The 16,919-nt window shown below is 38.6% G+C and carries 20 protein-coding genes; 12 read left to right on the forward strand and 8 right to left on the reverse strand.

What is annotated here, in order from left to right:
* Positions 1–130: 130 nt before the first annotated feature.
* Complete coding sequence (locus EVU92_RS18495) at positions 131–373, reverse strand: hypothetical protein (RefSeq protein WP_130052633.1); 243 nt, start codon at positions 371–373, stop codon at positions 131–133.
* Between the two features lie 101 nt (positions 374–474).
* Here EVU92_RS18495 and EVU92_RS18500 point away from each other — a divergent pair, with 101 nt between their 5' ends.
* Positions 475–831: a hypothetical protein gene (locus tag EVU92_RS18500; RefSeq protein WP_130052634.1), complete on the forward strand. Its 357-nt coding sequence runs from the start codon at positions 475–477 to the stop codon at positions 829–831.
* Positions 824–1,261 (forward strand): hypothetical protein, encoded by a 438-nt coding sequence (locus EVU92_RS18505; RefSeq protein ID WP_130052635.1) that lies wholly within the window; start codon positions 824–826, stop codon positions 1,259–1,261. Before EVU92_RS18500 ends, EVU92_RS18505 begins: the two co-directional genes overlap by 8 nt.
* On the opposite strand, the gene EVU92_RS18510 is transcribed toward EVU92_RS18505, so the two are convergent.
* Genes EVU92_RS18510 through EVU92_RS18525 form a run of 4 tightly spaced genes read right to left on the reverse strand, consistent with a single transcriptional unit; the run spans position 1,256 to position 2,883 of the window.
* Positions 1,256–1,489 (reverse strand): hypothetical protein, encoded by a 234-nt coding sequence (locus tag EVU92_RS18510; RefSeq protein ID WP_130052636.1) that lies wholly within the window; start codon positions 1,487–1,489, stop codon positions 1,256–1,258. The two genes, EVU92_RS18505 and EVU92_RS18510, sit on opposite strands and share 6 nt — an antisense overlap.
* Before the next feature lie 48 nt (positions 1,490–1,537).
* Positions 1,538–1,957 (reverse strand): hypothetical protein, encoded by a 420-nt coding sequence (locus EVU92_RS18515; protein WP_130052637.1) that lies wholly within the window; start codon positions 1,955–1,957, stop codon positions 1,538–1,540.
* 18 nt (positions 1,958–1,975) lie between these two features.
* Positions 1,976–2,587, reverse strand: coding sequence for a hypothetical protein (locus tag EVU92_RS18520; protein WP_130052638.1), 612 nt, complete (start codon positions 2,585–2,587; stop codon positions 1,976–1,978).
* Positions 2,587–2,883, reverse strand: coding sequence for a hypothetical protein (locus tag EVU92_RS18525; RefSeq protein ID WP_130052639.1), 297 nt, complete (start codon positions 2,881–2,883; stop codon positions 2,587–2,589). The genes EVU92_RS18520 and EVU92_RS18525 overlap by 1 nt, the downstream gene beginning before the upstream one ends.
* An 82-nt stretch (positions 2,884–2,965) precedes the next feature.
* Here EVU92_RS18525 and EVU92_RS18530 point away from each other — a divergent pair, with 82 nt between their 5' ends.
* The 3 genes from EVU92_RS18530 (at position 2,966) to hisIE (ending at position 5,886) form a co-directional block, all read left to right on the forward strand.
* On the forward strand, positions 2,966–4,072 hold the full coding sequence (locus EVU92_RS18530; protein ID WP_130052640.1) for a WYL domain-containing protein: 1,107 nt from the start codon (positions 2,966–2,968) through the stop codon (positions 4,070–4,072).
* 429 nt (positions 4,073–4,501) lie between these two features.
* A complete protein-coding gene (hisF, locus tag EVU92_RS18535) occupies positions 4,502–5,281 on the forward strand; it encodes an imidazole glycerol phosphate synthase subunit HisF (RefSeq protein WP_130052641.1) in 780 nt (259 codons plus the stop codon).
* A complete protein-coding gene (hisIE, locus tag EVU92_RS18540; protein WP_130052642.1) occupies positions 5,272–5,886 on the forward strand; it encodes a bifunctional phosphoribosyl-AMP cyclohydrolase/phosphoribosyl-ATP diphosphatase HisIE in 615 nt (204 codons plus the stop codon). Before hisF ends, hisIE begins: the two co-directional genes overlap by 10 nt.
* A gap of 43 nt (positions 5,887–5,929) precedes the next feature.
* Here the strand turns inward: hisIE and EVU92_RS18545 are convergent, their stop codons facing one another.
* The gene (locus tag EVU92_RS18545) at positions 5,930–7,309 is read right to left on the reverse strand and encodes a serine hydrolase (RefSeq protein ID WP_130052643.1); all 1,380 of its coding nucleotides are present in this window, start codon (positions 7,307–7,309) and stop codon (positions 5,930–5,932) included.
* A gap of 212 nt (positions 7,310–7,521) precedes the next feature.
* On the opposite strand from EVU92_RS18545, the gene EVU92_RS18550 reads away from it, so the two are divergent.
* Complete coding sequence (locus EVU92_RS18550) at positions 7,522–8,259, forward strand: hypothetical protein (protein WP_130052644.1); 738 nt, start codon at positions 7,522–7,524, stop codon at positions 8,257–8,259.
* 30 nt (positions 8,260–8,289) lie between these two features.
* On the opposite strand, the gene EVU92_RS18555 is transcribed toward EVU92_RS18550, so the two are convergent.
* The gene (locus EVU92_RS18555; protein ID WP_130052645.1) at positions 8,290–9,393 is read right to left on the reverse strand and encodes a hypothetical protein; all 1,104 of its coding nucleotides are present in this window, start codon (positions 9,391–9,393) and stop codon (positions 8,290–8,292) included.
* Between the two features lie 149 nt (positions 9,394–9,542).
* Between EVU92_RS18555 and EVU92_RS18560 the strand changes: the two genes are divergently transcribed.
* From EVU92_RS18560 to EVU92_RS18570, 3 genes are all read left to right on the forward strand, one after another.
* The gene (locus EVU92_RS18560; protein ID WP_130052646.1) at positions 9,543–10,055 is read left to right on the forward strand and encodes a hypothetical protein; all 513 of its coding nucleotides are present in this window, start codon (positions 9,543–9,545) and stop codon (positions 10,053–10,055) included.
* Positions 10,056–10,112: 57 nt separating this feature from the next.
* Positions 10,113–10,298: a DUF1289 domain-containing protein gene (locus tag EVU92_RS18565; RefSeq protein ID WP_130052647.1), complete on the forward strand. Its 186-nt coding sequence runs from the start codon at positions 10,113–10,115 to the stop codon at positions 10,296–10,298.
* Positions 10,299–10,362: 64 nt separating this feature from the next.
* Positions 10,363–11,157, forward strand: a complete 795-nt coding sequence (locus EVU92_RS18570) for a glycosyltransferase family 25 protein (RefSeq protein WP_130052648.1) — start codon at positions 10,363–10,365, stop codon at positions 11,155–11,157.
* A gap of 4 nt (positions 11,158–11,161) precedes the next feature.
* Here EVU92_RS18570 and EVU92_RS18575 read toward each other — a convergent pair whose 3' ends face one another.
* Positions 11,162–12,943 carry a PDZ domain-containing protein gene (locus tag EVU92_RS18575; RefSeq protein ID WP_130052649.1) on the reverse strand — a complete coding sequence of 594 codons (1,782 nt, stop codon included), beginning with the start codon at positions 12,941–12,943 and terminating at the stop codon, positions 11,162–11,164.
* A 203-nt stretch (positions 12,944–13,146) separates the two neighbouring features.
* Between EVU92_RS18575 and EVU92_RS18580 the strand changes: the two genes are divergently transcribed.
* The 3 genes from EVU92_RS18580 (at position 13,147) to xni (ending at position 16,882) form a co-directional block, all read left to right on the forward strand.
* The gene (locus EVU92_RS18580; RefSeq protein ID WP_130052650.1) at positions 13,147–14,682 is read left to right on the forward strand and encodes a GGDEF domain-containing protein; all 1,536 of its coding nucleotides are present in this window, start codon (positions 13,147–13,149) and stop codon (positions 14,680–14,682) included.
* A gap of 71 nt (positions 14,683–14,753) precedes the next feature.
* Positions 14,754–16,097 carry a nucleotide 5'-monophosphate nucleosidase PpnN gene (ppnN, locus tag EVU92_RS18585; protein WP_130052651.1) on the forward strand — a complete coding sequence of 448 codons (1,344 nt, stop codon included), beginning with the start codon at positions 14,754–14,756 and terminating at the stop codon, positions 16,095–16,097.
* An 11-nt stretch (positions 16,098–16,108) separates the two neighbouring features.
* The gene (gene xni / locus EVU92_RS18590; protein WP_130052652.1) at positions 16,109–16,882 is read left to right on the forward strand and encodes a flap endonuclease Xni; all 774 of its coding nucleotides are present in this window, start codon (positions 16,109–16,111) and stop codon (positions 16,880–16,882) included.
* Positions 16,883–16,919 lie beyond the last annotated feature (37 nt).

A 16,919-nucleotide genomic window follows, 5' to 3' on the forward strand; every position in this document is an offset into this window, starting at 1 on the left:
AATACTTCCTTAAATCAAGTCTTTCCGTAAGTGTACTTTTAGATTAGGACTCATAATGTCCCAATAAACCATAAAAACATGAATATTTCCAAGTAAACTGTAAATTACAGTTTAAAGTTATATGGCATATTCACCGTGAGTATTTTAAATAAAGTTCCATAATTTTTGATGGTAAATCCTTCTTGATTTCATACGCTTCACAGGCTGAAGACCAAAACCAATCACTGTAACCACTGTCCGTTTGATTTTTTAAAAGACAAAGCTCGATTTGTTCTATATGAAAATCGTACTCAACTTTACTGTGAATTACGTGATCTCCAGCAAAAGTCAGAGCCATCTCTAAAGCTAATTCTGTAAATTCTAAATCTGCCATAGCGCCCCCAAAAACAAAAGATTAACTTCTCTTTGGGACAACAAGCGTCCTAATTTTTTCGTAGCCTTATTTAAATAGATACATTATAAATGGGTGAATCAATGAATCGCGAAACAGTTAATGAAGAACACTTTTTAATTAGTATACAGCCAAGCTCGGTTGCTTCCGCTTATCTCTTAATAGCCCAAACAGGTGTCTTATTCTCTGATGATTTAAGTTACAGGTTAACTATTTCAGATATTCAGATTGATAAGACTCAAAATCAAAAGTCTTACCTCTTTTTAAAAGCCAAAGCTGAAATAGGTGATATTTCAGGAAACGATTACAACCATGTTAAATCATTTGAAGCTGTTGGAAGCTTTTCTCAAATTTATCATTTTTTGATCAACCAATTTGAAAGCTTTTTGGTTCCCAAAGGGCTTAGCATATTAGTATTGGAAGAGAGAAAAAATGCATAAATACATTACTATCATTCTCGTGCTAAACCTTTCTGGCTGTGCAATTAGCAACTCTAATTGCGGCTTACCTACCGATTTATACAGCAAGGTTAAACAATACAACCGTGGCCCCATAAATGGTGCTTCGGACGATAATAATGACGGACAAATAGACCAATATGAAGCTTTTGGGCATTGGGGTTTCGAGCAACTCTCAAGGATTTTCCAATCTGGCGAGCCACACCAAGCATACAAATGGACGAATGTAGATACATGTTACGTATTCAACGTTATAGCGGCAGACTATTTTGAAGACTCAAACCAAGGGATTTTATATCAAACATGCAGAAAATTTACTTATTCAGTGACTAACCCAACTGGCCAAAAACTAGGTTCGGGAGCAGGCCAAGCCTGCCGGAATTTTGCTACCCACAAGTGGGAAATCTTATGATTTTAATTTAGGTGAACCTGTATCTTTAAGCTTCACAAAAACTTCACCTAAAGACTTGCCTGCAATTTCAGCCTCCCACCCGTAATGTGCAGGTCCGATATCAATTTCTACCTTAACACCAGAAGGCTCCATATCCATTGTAACTTCGTCTTCAGATTTTCGACTTACTAGTCTTAAGTAATTTTCAGTCGCTTCTTCACTAAACTCAATAATTAATCGATTCGCCATAATTTATCCTATCGTTATTCGAATATATTCTCAGCAAAAGTGAAAATACTATCCAGTAGTTCCCCAAGCATCTAGCAACCACCAACAAAAACCTAATAAAGCCATGTGAGGAGTAAAGAATAACAAATAACTCCACCATACTTTAGATGCTCTATTCGTTATGGCTGTAATGGCTTGTTGTTTTTTATATTGAGGCGTAATTTCGTTACTTAATCTTTCAATGTAATTGATATCAATACATTTAATTCTAAGCTCTCTGTCTTGCCATTTATCATACCAACGTTTCGCTCTGAGTAGTGTAACGACACCAATAAATGCACTAACCCAAGGCAGAATATCTCCTCTCATAACAACAATCGAAAACATCACGCCAAGTTTACCCGCACTAATTAAGAAAAAGCCGTTTTGAACACATTCATAAACAGGATTAAAGCCCCCGATATAGACTTCTTTTTGTTGATACTGCATAAAAGCACTCCTAAATATTTAATTGTTGATCTCATTGGAATATTGAAATTGTAAATTTTTAATGGGACAAAAATCATTTCGGATTTTTCTCATTTCTCTGAATCGCTCATCTGCATAGTACTGCGTTGATTGGCTTGGTTTTTGGTGCTTTTGTTCGAATACCCCAACGGCTTTCCACCATTTGGCATGGTTATAATGTTGCTTGTCCTCTGGAGAACCATGAAACATAACATCTATAGATTTATGTAAGTGATATAAGTAATCGTCTTCAGATGAGATAAGATCATATTTTGGGTCAACTTCTTGCTCTAATGGCTTTCCATCTTTGTCATATTCAAGCCAATCGCGAAAGTCCTCTGACTCAATATAAAAACCGTTGTGCTTGCTTTCTAGTTGCTCCCTTAATTCTGAATACTTGCTAGGCATACTGTTATTAAATTCATAAAGCCTTATTGCTGAAATCCAATCGGTAAACTCAAAATCCCCCCAATTGTTGCCGTCAAAAACAATTAGACTCATAACGAGCGTTTTATAAAGAAAGGATTCATATTGCTGAACATTGCTAATGTGGATATGGCCACATCGCTTAATGTGAAATGCGCTGATAAGTTCTTTAGTAGATGCTTTCATTAGTGCATCTCCCTTTCTTCAGAGAGTAATGTTGATTGAAAATGCTTAAGTTCATCGTTCAGTTTTGCCAGTTCAGACATGACCTCCGAATCATTAGTTTTTTGTATACTTGATTCAAGAGCTTCTTGTACCGAGGTAATAAGACAAGAAATAACATACTTCTCTCTATTGGTTTTTAACTGACCTAGTGACAGTTGATTAATCACACTCGAAATGTTTGTACTCGTTGAAAAATCTTGATAAAGCGAGGGTTCACAAAACATTTTCATGACATTCAATAGTTGTTCGGACAGCATAAAATTTACTCCTCGATTGACATTAATAGGATTTTAAAAGAATATCGAGACAATACTTGTCCTATAGGTTTTTCTCACTTGTATGAAGTCATTAAATTCAGAATTTAGAAACGCGATCGTGCGAAGCATAGATGTCGGTGAAGATAAGGCTATTAAAATAAAAGATCTTATTGAAAGTAGATTGTCTGGCTTCAGGAAAGAAACCCAAGACACTTTTAGTTCTTTCAAGAAAAACGCATCTCGAATTATCACTTCTATGTTAGATGACGAAGGGGAAGGACTCTGTAGAGTAAAAAAGGGAAATGCTTATTGGTATTACTGGGCCTCACAAAAAGACAAAGATGATGCTGTTGAGCAGTTTGAAATGTCAGAAGAAAGAGCATTTGCGTTTGCATTTATCAAAGAATATTTACCAGAACTTATTCCACCTCATATTTTTTCAGTTTTACAAACTGAATTCACAAAAGCTGGAGAAGTATTAGATCATTCAGATCTGACAAAATATTTATCTAAAATAGATTTCAATCCGATGGGTTATGACATGCATAGCGCATTAGATCACGAATCAGCCACAGTTGAAGAACGAAAAGCTTGGCAATTCGTCTTTGATTGTACATTTGAAGAAAAGTGCTTTTCTGCTAATTACAAATCAATTCACAAGAATTTTGATGCAAAAGAATTAATTTTATCACCTCAAAGAATTGTACTGTTAAACCAACACTTAAAAGTATTGGCTTTTGAGCACAATACCAATAAGACCAGATATTTTGAAATAGGTAAGTTTTCTGATTTAGCTGGGTCAAAAGAACAATTTATTGCAGTCAAAAAAACAGATTATGAATCAAGAGAAAAAGTCTCAGCAATTTGCCATACATGGGTTAAAAGTAATTTTGAAGCCACCTCTTTAGCTAATAAAGCAACTTTTACTAAATTAAAGACTGATGACTGTTGGCTAGTTGAAATGGAGTTAAGCTTTCCAATCCACTTCAATAGAAAAGAGCCAGATCCTTTCTTTATCGCAAATTATTTAAGTGGATTTTCAGATTCCATCGTTGTTTTGAAGCCTGAGTTCTTAAAGCAAGAGATGCAGCGTAGAGCCGCTAGCTTAGTGCAAGCCTACACTGCTCAAACCACCCCAGAATCAATAGTATATGTTAGCCCGAATGCCATGACTAGAAATTGGTCTTAACTTGAATTTTTTGAACAATTATGAGTTGATTCGAATCTACACTTTTGTGACTTTAAGAACTATCAACTTTTAATCGCGAAGGAACATCTATTAGCCAGAAATATCTAGTCTAAAAACTTACTGACTTAAAGATTCAAACCGTTGCGAGAGCATAAGTCAATTCCCTTATATTTGGCTGAGTTTAGTTATGAAGAATAGTGATAACACTTATTACACTTAGGTATTAACTAACGACCTCTTATGCGTTATATTCCTAGTCAAAATCAACAAATGTGGCGATTCTAACAATACAACGTTGAATTGTTATTCAAAGATTATTAGATAAATAATATAATAAGTGTAGCCTATGTGTATCCATTTTAATTCAAAAACAAAGCCATTAAAAAGATTACCTCAAGAATATCAGACAGTTAAAAACATGGTGATTCCATGTTAGCAAAACGCATAATTCCTTGTTTAGATGTTAAAGACGGTCAAGTCGTTAAAGGTGTTAAATTTAAAGGCCATGAAGTAGTTGGTGATATTTTAAAGCTTGCAAAAGCATACAGCGATGCCGGTGCTGATGAACTAGTTTTTTATGAAATCAGTGCCAGCGTCGAAAAGCGTCTACTTGATGTAAATTGGGTAGAGAACATTGCGCGCCATATTGATATTCCATTTTGTGTGGCTGGTGGCATTAAATCTGTTGCTGATGCGGCACGTGTTTTAGAACGTGGCGCAGATAAAATCAGTATTAATAGCCCAGCTATCGCTCGCCCAGAGCTAATTAAAGAATTACACGATGAGTTCGGTAAACAATGCGTAGTTGTTGGTATTGATAGTTTTTATGATGAAAAAACTGATGAGTATTTGGTGTACCAGTTAACGGGTGATCCAAATGCATCAAGCCGTACTCGCTACAAAACCGAAGAATGGGTTAAGCGCGTGCAAGACCTAGGTGCTGGCGAAATCGTCCTTAATTGCATGAACCAAGATGGCGTGCGTAAAGGCTACGACAATGTTCAGCTATCAAAAATGCGTGCACTGTGCGATATTCCACTAATTGCTTCGGGTGGCGCAGGGACAATGCAAGACTTTGTTGATGTATTTCAGCAAAGCCAAGTTGATGGTGCTCTCGCTGCCAGCGTATTTCACAAGAACGTCATTGATATTGGCGAACTAAAACAATTTTTAATCGATAATAATGTAGCGGCAAGACTATGCAATTAACCAAAGACACTCTTACTCAAGTCGATTTTGCCAAAAGCGAATTGATCCCAGCTATTGTGCAAGACGCACGCACTGGGGTTATTTTAATGCAAGGCTTTATGAATCAAGACGCATTAGCTGCCACTTTCGACAAACAAAAAGTAACCTTTTTCTCACGTTCTAAAGAGCGCTTATGGACTAAAGGCGAAACATCAGAAAACTACCTTGAAGTTGTCTCGGTGCACACCGACTGTGATTACGACTCTATATTAGTACTCGCAAACCCACTTGGCCCAACCTGTCACTTGGGTACACAAAGCTGTTTTGGCGATGATGCAAAACCTAGCTTATCGTTTTTGGCCGAGCTTGAACAAGTTATTGTCTCGCGTAAAAATGATGACCCAAGCAAAAGCTACACTGCGTCTTTATTTGCAAAAGACTTAAGCCGTAGTTGCCAAAAAGTGGGTGAAGAAGGTGTCGAAGTTGCCCTTGCAGCTATGAAACATGATAACGATGAATTAACCAATGAATCGGCAGACTTACTGTATCACTTAACCGTGTTATTACAGCGCCAAGGCTTATCATTGGCCGATGTGGTGAGTTGCTTACAAGGCCGCCATAAGTAAATGAAGTACATTAAGATGCACCTTTTCAGGTGCATCTTAAATCTTATTGCCTAAGTGCTTTTAAAACATCACGAGTAAAGTCATGTTCACTAAAGCCTTTAAGACCCGCAAGATCATACCCTCGCCTAACAATAACTAGCTGCTCGCTTGGAATAATCACCAAATATTGACCTCGGTTGCCTCGCGCTGCGATAGTATCGTTTGGTAATTCTGGGAAGCGTTCGTTATAAAGCCACCACTGTGCACCGTATCCAGGTGCAGCTTCAGGGGGCTGCGCAGGTGCTGGTTTACTTATATAACTTAACCAATCTTTTGGTAATATTTGCTCACCTTGCCAGCGACCATTATTTAGGTGTAACAGTCCTAAACGAGCAAGATCTCGTGAGGTAGTCCACACTTGCGATGACAAAATAAAGTCACTTTGCCAGTCAGATTCTAAAAAAGTATGTTGCATGCCAATTTTATCGAGCAAGTTTTCATACGGATAACGTAAGTAACTCGCTTCATCTTTGAAAGTTTCTCTTAGAGTGCGAAGCGCTAACATGGTGTCGTTATTGGCATATTTCCAGCGGCTGCCAGGCTTTACTTCTAACGCAGTATGCGTTGCAGTATCAGACACTAAACCGCCCCCCATATAAACCCGATCTGTCCGGTTGCCCGCTTTATTACTATCTAAGCCTGATGCCATATGAAGTAAGTTTTCAAGAGTTATTTCACCACGCGGATCAAGCGAATGAGACCAACTTTCAAGCCCCGCTGGTTTAGTTACATCAAGTCGCTTTTGCTCTACTGCCACACCAATGATGCTAGCGCCAATACTTTTTGCAACAGACCAAGTTCGCTGTGCGGTTTCTGGGGTAAAGCCTGCTTTATATTGCTCTGCTAAAATCGCCTGAGGGCTTGCTATTAAAATAGCTGAAGTACGTGCGCCTTCGCCATAATGACGAGTAAAAGCCTGAGCAATGACCTCATCAAGCGCCTTATTGCCCGTTGTTTTATTAACACCATTTAGCGTTTGCCATGGCTTACCATCATCCTTTAGATCAGCTAGGTTTTCTTTAAACGGAGATTGCACAAGTGATGCAGATTCTAGGCTAGCTCCAACAGGCAAATCAACACAACCTAAACGAGGACGCCACACCGATATACGCTGCTTATCTTTATCATAATCGACAGTGACTCGCCTATGCTTGGTATCAATATTTGCTTTCAGTGTTTTTACCGTGTCTGCGATTAAAGGATAAATCCCCGTGAGTTCATCTGTAACGATTTGCTCAGTCGTTTTGTCAGCATTAAACGTGGCACTACAAGTAAAGTTGGCGACATACCCTGCAGCATAAGCGTTTAAGGTTACATCAGTTTCCTCACTACAAGCACAAAAGCTGATCCACAATAAACTACTTAGGAAGATTATTTTTTTCATTATTATTCCTTGGGGGCAAATACTATAAGTTAGCAAAAGGAAAAAATAATGATATGTTTTTACGGCAGAGTTAACGCTTTTAACGGTAAAAAAGCTGGATATTAAATAACTAAGAAGCATTATTTTTTTTAAAAGTTTATAAACTGTTTAAACCTTTTGTACCAGCACCTGCGACTAAGCTAAAAACATCTCAAATATGAAAGGGAAGAACCATGTTAAGTAAAGTAAAAACACTCTCGCTTATTGCCGCAGGCCTATTATCAGCCCAAACATTTGCTTGGGGTGAAATGCCTCTGCAAGAAACCAAAAACCTTAAGCTAGATGCAGCATCATTAAGTGCTTTGAAAGTCGAAGCTGGCTCTGGTTTTTTGCACATTACAGGCACTGACAGTGATGAAGTAACCGTTAAAGCTGAAATTTATCAAGAACAGCCGCACGATGAATACTGCTTAACGCTTGAAGCTAAAGGCAATAATGCCGCACTTGGTGCAGGACAATGTGAACACCATACCAACAAGCAAACTCGCATTGATTTAACTGTTGCGATCCCGCATTCATTTAATGTCGATGTGCACGATGCTTCTGGTGAGATTATTATTAGCCATGTAGCTGATACAGTAATCAACGATGGTTCAGGTTCAATAACCGCGAATGACATTGAAGGCACATTAGAAATCAATGATGGTTCAGGCAGCATAGATGTTCGTAATGTTAGCCGTGATATTAAAATTCATGATGGCTCTGGCAATATTGATGTTGCAAACGCACTGGGCAATATTGAAGTACACGATGGCTCTGGTGGTATCGACTTAAATGATATTTCGGGTGATGTTGTCGTTTCAGATGGCTCTGGAAGCATTCGCGTTGATACTGCGGCAAACTTTGAGTTACTAAGTGATGGTTCTGGCTCAGTAAAAGTGACCAACATTGCTGGTAAAACTAAGATGTAAGCTTCAGGGCTATAAAGCCCTGATTTTTAATTACTTAGCCTTAAAGTTTACACTAAAAGTTTGTTTATCAATACTATTATTAAACTTTGATAATCCAGATACCGTCAAAACGATTGATTGTTCATTTCTATCAAATGGGAACTCAACAATCTCAGTCCCTTCGTTTATTTCAAAAGAAGTGTGACCATTGAAATATAGAATCGAATCTCCTTTCTCTAATTTATTTGAATCAATATTTAACTTAACCTGATAAAGCTCATCTTTCTCTAGGCCTATTATATGGGGGTAATCCCCCCATTCATTTAAATCAAATACATCTATTTTATTTCCATCAATTTCCAAGCCTCTTATAGGATAAAATTGCTCTTGGCTAGGCTTTGTTTTGGCCGCTGTATTTTCAAAAAGGTCCGTTTGATTATAAATAGAGCTACTTTTCTTTAATGAGATTATCTGAGATTCTAAACTTAGCTTATCTTTCTTTAATTCATCATTTTCAGATTTAATCTCTTTATGCTCCTCACTAAGCAGCTCAAACTTTGACTTGAGTTCCTCAACTTCATTTTTAGTTACTTTGATTTTTTCTTGGCTTTCATTTTGAAGCTGATTTAATTCATTATTTAGTTTGGTGTTTTGTACTTCTAACTTATTTTTCTCTGTCTCCAAATCAGCTAACCCTTTAATTCTTGAACTCAAATCAGCTTCACTCTGCTTTAACTTTCCTATTTGGTTATCTAGCTGATCTTGCATACCTCTTTTATCACTTCTCAAACTCTCATTAGTATTTAAAAGATTATTATAATCTTCAGCATCAACTAGTTCTTTCCAATTTATTTTCTTGAGAATCCATGAAAAAGCTTGATCCCATGCTCTTTTAATAAATTCGACCGAGTTATTCATCAAAGGAGAAAAAATAATGACAAGTATTGTGATGAACAATGGGTTAATGAAATTGATCTCAAATCCTAATGACTTATATCGTTGTAACTTTAAGCTAAATTCCAAAGGTTCAAATAAAAACCATCCTATCAACTTCCAATGGAAAACTCCTAAAACCCAAAAATAGGTAAATAAAGCGGGGTTTGTTAATCTATCTCTAAAGAAATCAAGAAAAGATTGCGTTTCTTGTTGCTGCATAAATGATCCTTGGATTTTATCCGAAATTTAATTGTAATAACTTCACACATAAAATTGCAAGCAGCTTAATCTTTATTAGCATTTTTACAAGGGCTTAGGTATCCTCTAGAAAACGTTTAAGGAACTGCTATTTAAAAGGATAGCCTGATATGAAAAAGCCACTCGTCGCCTTACTAACTGGCCTTGTTTTAACAGGTTGTACAGGACTAACAACTGAACAACAAGTTGCCATTGATAACTTAACCCCTTGCGAGAAAATCAACGCCCTATTAGGTGCTTACGACAACCGCTTTGAAGGCTTAAAACGTAGCCGTGTAAATACTAAATACATGGAAACATGGACAGCAAAATACAACCTTATTGCTGATAACTGTCAAATCACGGCGCTTGGTAAAGACAATGTCACCTACCGTTGTGTAGGCAACTATGAGCAACAGCAGCAAGCTGTGGCCGATCACACCCGTGCGGTTAATTTTACCCAAGCTTGTTTAGCAGGTAATAATTGGCATCAAACACAAAAAGAGTCTGCAGAATCGTTACGCACCACGTTTGTGCTTGACGAAAACAACCCTGTTATCTCAATTCATTCGGGTAAAACCTTATCGCGTAAACAGCCTTGGTCTACCACTCTTGAAATTGGTAAACCCGTTGAAGGCAAATAAAATACCCTTGAAGGCTAATAAAATACTCTTGAAGGCTACATTAGCCTTCTCATCACTATGACAAATTCAAAAAAACCAACCAGCCAATTCAAAACAGATTGCATCGGCCAATGTCATCGCCTAAATGGCTTTTGCACTGGCTGTGGCCGCAGTAATGATGAAATTTTTGATTGGATCATTTTATCCGAGCAAGAAAAAAAAGTGATTTTAAATAGCCCTCGCCCTGACATAAAAACGAAATAGTTCTGACACCCAAGCGTCATTAAAGCTTGTTAGCCTGATTCAAACTGACCATCAGGTAACGATAATGACCGCTATTTTTGTAATCAACTTAGCAAGCTCTACTGAACGATTAAACCGTGTAAGCCATGAGCTCAACGCACAGAATTTGGCATTTGAACGCCTTGATGCAATTGATGGAAGAGAGCTGTCTGATAAAGAGATAGCCAAGCACTATAGTGCTGATTTAAACCTAAAAAAATATCATAAGCCATTGAGCAAAGGTGAAATTGGCTGTTACTTAAGTCACAGAAAAGCATGGCAAACCATTGTCGATAGGCAATTAGATTACGCCATTATTTTAGAAGATGACTTTGTTCTCGACCGCTCTATTCACAGTGCAATTGACAACATTAATACATTAAAACAGCCTTGGCAGCTAATAAAATTGGCTGCTTACAAAGACCGCAATCGCGACATTGCTTTCACAAAACAACTCGCTGATGAGCAGCATTTAGTCATTCATAAAAAGCTTATGTCTGGCTGCTGTGCAACTGCTGTTAGTTTGGAAGGTGCAAAATCACTTTTAAAGGCCACAGCCACATTTGGCCGCCCCGTTGATTGTGATTTACAGCATGTTTGGGAAACCGGCGTATATGGATACTCATTGCTGCCCTACCCAGTATCACAACCCGATAATCCACAAAGTGATATTCGAGACCGAACAGACAAAGTTAACAAATCGTTTTGGCGACGAAAAAAGCAGCAACTCCAAAGCACTCTACAAAATGCAAAATACACTAAGCAGTTTATAAAAGCGCAACAAACACCAAACAAAAAGAAAGGAGCCGCAGCTCCTCTCTTACCAATCAAAAACCATTAACGAGTTATTTTGCTAGGTTTGGGTGATCAACGCCCATCCATGCTTTAAACAATGCCATTTGAGCTGGTGTTGCATCTTTTAATGCTTGTACCTTTTTCTCTTTATCAAAGTCTTCACTAAGTGTCAGTGTCGTACTTTGCAATGCATCACGTCTAATGAAATCAACAGTCACTGTGTCGCCTGCTTTAAACGTTTCAAGGCTGGCTGTTAAATCTTTACCAACATGCTTTTTGTTAAACGCGACGATTTTATCATCTGTAGTTAAGCCCGCTTGCCATGCAGCGCCGCCACGGCGAACATGAGTTAAGGTTAATAACTCACCGCTGTTTTTAGCGAACGAGTCAATACTAGGTACTGATTTTGCACCTTCTGGGCGAATTAAACCTAACCCCACTTTTGCAAGTAGTGAATCAAAATCGATAGCTGCTGGCTCATCCACATTCGCTTGCCACCATGCGCTGTAATCACGACCCGTTAGCTCTTTTAAAATCGCTTTAACATCATCAGGCGTAAAACCATCTGGTAAACGGTGTTTGTTGTAAAGTGCACGGTGAACATCGCGGTAACTAATTTTGCCGTCGCTCTTTTCTAGTAAATCAATATCAAGCGCCATTGAGATCAATGAACCTTCTAAATAGATATTGGTGCTGTAGTTGCGTGCATGATCGCCGCCTTGGTTAATCCACTTATCAAAACTAGTTTCAGTTGCGCTTTGTACTTCGCGACCCGGTGTTTGTAAGTGACGATTAACTGTTTTGGTTAATGTACCGAAGAACTCATCCATTGTTTCAATACCTGCACGAACCATTAAGTGATCCTCAAAGTAGCTGGTTGAGCCCTCTGCAATCCATAATGTTTTCGCGTAGTTAATATTCGTGTAGTCGTACGGTGCAATCCCTTTAGGACGGTACGCTTTTACGTTCCAAGTGTGAATAAATTCGTGTGCTGCGGTGCTGATAAACGCAAGATAATCTTTACGAGAACCAAAACGATCGCGAGGACGTTGTATAATTGTTGAGTTTAAATGCTCTGTTGCACCGCCGGCACCTGACGTTGCATGTACCATAAATACGTAACGCTCATACGGGTAGCTATCCCAAATTACATTGCCAGTTGTAACGAGCTTTTTAAGGTCGGTTAGCATTTGATCTACGTCGTAGTTACCTTCACCCCAGATAACTAGTTCGTATTCACGACCATCAACGCTAAACTTATGTAGCTCATTGATACCACTCTCGATTGGTGAATCAACTAAAATGTCGTAATCTGCAGCTTTAAAGCTATGTTTAGAACCCGCATTTTCCATCCCCGACACTGAACGCCATTCTTTTGGTACGTTTAGTTTTACAGTCACAGGGTCTTGACGGAATGATTCACTAAACATAAAAAAGCCAGATGCATCAATAAATGCATGACTGTCATCAATATGTCGAGCGCGTTTACCTAGCTCGTTAGCGTATACTTGGTAGTCTACATTTACTTGAGTTGGCTCGTTTAGATGAACACGCCAAGTGCTGTGGTCAATTTTTTCCCACTTTAATGCTTTACCGTCATCATCTTTTGCTTCGAAAAAGCGTACACCATTGGCAAGATTTAAAATTTCATAACGGCCAGTACGCCAAGCTGGAAGTTTAATATCTAAATGTGCTTGTGCGGTTTGGGGAAACTCAACACTTACATTACCTAGGTGGTGCTCTGGCTGAGTGATAGACAGTGAGTAGTTTACATCTGCAAACACACTGTTAGAACAGGCCGCCAAGATAGACATTGCCAAAAACTTTTTCATAACAACTCTTTTTATTACTATCAAAATTGCAAAACAGACTAACAATTGCGAGAAAAAATGTGAATTAAAAACCGATAAACAACCATTGCAACAAGTTTGATAGACAAAATAGCTAAGTTTTTGACTTGGAAACTACATTTCGTATTAATTTGTTGTAAACTTATCGTATAGCAATTTTTGAAATTTGATGGCGGTATTACTTGGTGCAGCAACAGCATGATGTTCTTAATAAAAAGCTAAAGCAAGCGATCGACGCTCGTGCAGTGGTCGAAGATGCGCGCAAACATCAAGTTGAAGTCCTTTCTCAATTTGCAGCGAAACTATCACTCAGCTGTAAGGGACTAGACATTGAACTAGACAATCGATTGGCTAAATTTAGAAATGCGTTAAAAAAAGGTGTAAATTTCGATTTACTTTCACCGCTAATAGATGATGTGCTTGGCCTGTTAAAACACCAAGAAACTAAGCAAATGGCACTTCAACGCGAACTGAATGATAGTGTCACTGACGCTGGTAAGCAGCTACAAAAAGTGAGAGGTCTGCCTGATGATGCCCGTCGTTCGCTGCGTTATCTACTCGACCACGAATTAAATAATATTCAGTCTAATCATGACTTTGTTCCGTTACTCTCAAAGTTAGTGGTTATCTATCATCAAGCCCTACAAGCCAAACTTGCAACGACAAGCAAAACTGAAGCACAAATCAAGCCTGAACTTGCCACGCAACTTTTATCTCTTGCTAATGACTTAGTGCTCGAGGAAGAAAGTGCCGAGCAAATAAATAGCATCAAAAGCAAAATCACCCATAATGATAGTGTTGACGACCTACTTGATTCTGCGCTGAATATAATTAGCATCGTTACACGCAATATGAGTAAAGAGCGGCAATCAGCTCAGAGCTTTTTGATCTCTTTAAATCAGACCATTGAAGATTTACATCATTCAATTGTTTCTACTAGTAAACACTCAGAATCTCTCAGCGCCGAATATGATACGCTGAATAAACAAATCGAAAACAAGATTAAAAACTTGCATACGCAAACACAGCAGGCTACATCTATTTCTTCGCTTAAAGAGCTAGTAGAAGAAGAGTTAAAATCATTAAGTGATGATTTAATCGCTAAAGAAAAGCTAGAACAAACGGAGCGCGAGAACTTACTTGCCAGCTTCAACGATATTAATAACCGTATTAGTCATTTAGAAAGCAAGCTTTCGACCTACAAGCAGCGCCTTAATGAACAACGCTTTAAGAGTTTACTGGATGGTCTAACGAAGTTACCAAATCGTTCTGCGTTCGATGAGCGGTTCAATCATGAGTTCAACTTATTTAATGTGCAGGAATCAGACATCACATTTGTAGTGATTGATGTTGACCACTTTAAATCAATCAATGACCAATATGGCCACAGTGCTGGTGATAAAACACTGCAAGTGATTGCTAAAGCATTACAAAAGTCAATTCGTAAATCAGACTTCATTGCCCGTTACGGGGGCGAAGAGTTTGTATTACTAATGAGTGGAATGGCGATTGAAAAAGCGACTGTGCCGCTAGAAAAGCTGCGCAAGACTATTCAAAGTATTCCGTTTAAATTCAAAGATAAGCAAGTAGAAATCACTATTTCTGCTGGTGCAACCCAGTTGAAAAAAGGTGATACCCCGCTAATTGCCTTTGACCGTGCCGACGAAGCATTATACAAAGCCAAGAACGAGGGACGAAATAAAGTTTGCATTAGCAAATAAAGGCCTCATCTAGTATGTGAGGTCTTTGACACATAATGATAAAGGCTCATTGACGAGCCGGGAGAGTGCTTATGTTAAAACAACTGAATCCAACAGGTGTACTGGATTTACTATCGCAACTAGAAGTTGATCTACTCGAACAATCATCCACCAGCGAGCGCTATAAATTATTTAGGAACTGTGTGCTTGCGGTTCTCAATGTGGGCAGCCACACCGATTCAAGCTTAGAAATTTACAATAAATACGAAGACTTTGATATTCGCTTATTAAGCCGAGAGCGTGGTATTAAAATTGAACTTGAAAACCCACCCGAATCCGCTTTTGTTGATGGCGAAATTATTACCGGTATTCATGAACATATTTTCTCGGTTATTCGCGATATTCTGTTTATTTGTCAAAAATATGAAAAAGACCTAACAGAACAAAAAGCCATCACTCATATGGTCTTTGATATGCTCAGAAACGCAGGCGCACTTAGAGTTAATAGTGACCCGAGTATGATCGTATGCTGGGGCGGTCATTCAATTAACGAGGTTGAATACAAATACACCAAACAGGTTGGCTATGAGCTTGGCCTCCGTGGATTAAATATTTGTACCGGCTGTGGCCCTGGTGCAATGAAAGGCCCAATGAAAGGTGCCACCATTGGCCACGCTAAACAGCGTATTACTAACAACCGTTATCTAGGTTTAACTGAACCAAGCATTATTGCCGCTGAACCACCTAACCCAATAGTAAATGAGTTGGTTATTTTGCCTGATATCGAAAAGCGTTTAGAGGCATTTATTCGCACCGCTCATGGCATTATTATCTTTCCAGGTGGTGCAGGTACCGCTGAAGAGTTGCTATACCTTTTAGGTATTCTGCTGCACCCAGATAACGAAAAACAATGTTTACCAGTAATCCTTACAGGCCCTAAAGAAAGTGAAAACTACTTTATTGAGCTGTGTAAATTCATCGAGAAAACATTAGGTAAAGCGGCACTTGATAAGTTTGAAGTGATAATCGACGATCCAGAGCGTGTTGGTAAAACATTAAAAGATAAAATGGTCGAGGTACGTGACTATCGTAAAAGCCAAGGTGATGCATATTACTTTAACTGGACGCTAAAAATCGATCATGATTTCCAACAACCGTTTGCACCGACTCATGCTAATATGTCGAGCTTAGATCTACATTTAGATCAACCAACTCAGCAATTAGCTGCTAATTTACGCCGTGCGTTTTCAGGCATCGTGGCTGGTAACGTTAAAGACGAAGGCTTACAAGCCATAAAACAGCATGGCCGCTTTGTGTTAAGTGGTGAGCCTGCACTTATGGCTGATATGGATAAACTACTGGCAGCATTTGTTGAGCAAGGCCGCATGAAGTTACCAGGCAGTAGATATATTCCTTGCTATGAGATCAAAGCTTAATAGGAGCCTATGTGACAACCCAATTACTTTTAATAGATGCGCTTAATCTTATTAGACGCATCTATGCTGTTGATAGTAATCAGAGTCATCACAGTGAAGAACATATGATAAAAGCAAGCTGTGCCCGAGTGGCACATGCTTGCAAAAAACTACGCCAGCAAACGAATGCTACTCACGCGATTGCAGTGTTTGATGGTGAAAAAAGCTGGCGTTATCACTATTTTGAAGCATATAAAAGCACTCGTTCACCGATGCCCGATACCCTCAAACAAAACTTATCACGCTTTAAACAAGCAATTGAAGAAACGGGCATTGTGATTTTCTCACCAGATAATGACGAAGCAGACGATATAATTGCTACCCTTGCTCATAAAGCTGCGACTAATAATGTACCTTCTACTATCGTCTCTACAGATAAAGGGTTTTTACCGTTTTTATCTGAGCAAATAGCTATATATGATTACTTTAAAAAGCAATATCTTGACGTTGAAGATATAAAGCAGCGTTTTAATGTACCCAAGCATCGGCTCGCTGATTTTTGGGCCTTAGCAGGTGATAAAACCAATGATATACCTGGGGTCAAAGGCATTGGCAACAAATCAGCGCAGCAACTTATAAATGATTATGAGTCGATTGAAGCAGCTATTAATGACGATGATTTAAACCCAACACTAAAACGTAAGCTTAGTGCTGGTATGGACATGTTTGTGATATCAAAAAACCTTGTCATGCTGCGTACCGATATTAACTTAGGCTTTAGTTTAAAGCAGTTAAGGCTCAATTAGTCGCAATCTCGTAGCACAGTTTGCTAACTGGGCGTAT

Origin of the sequence: Pseudoalteromonas sp. MEBiC 03485 (assembly GCF_004195145.1) — a bacterium.
Taxonomy (GTDB): Bacteria; Pseudomonadota; Gammaproteobacteria; order Enterobacterales; family Alteromonadaceae; genus Pseudoalteromonas; species Pseudoalteromonas apostichopi.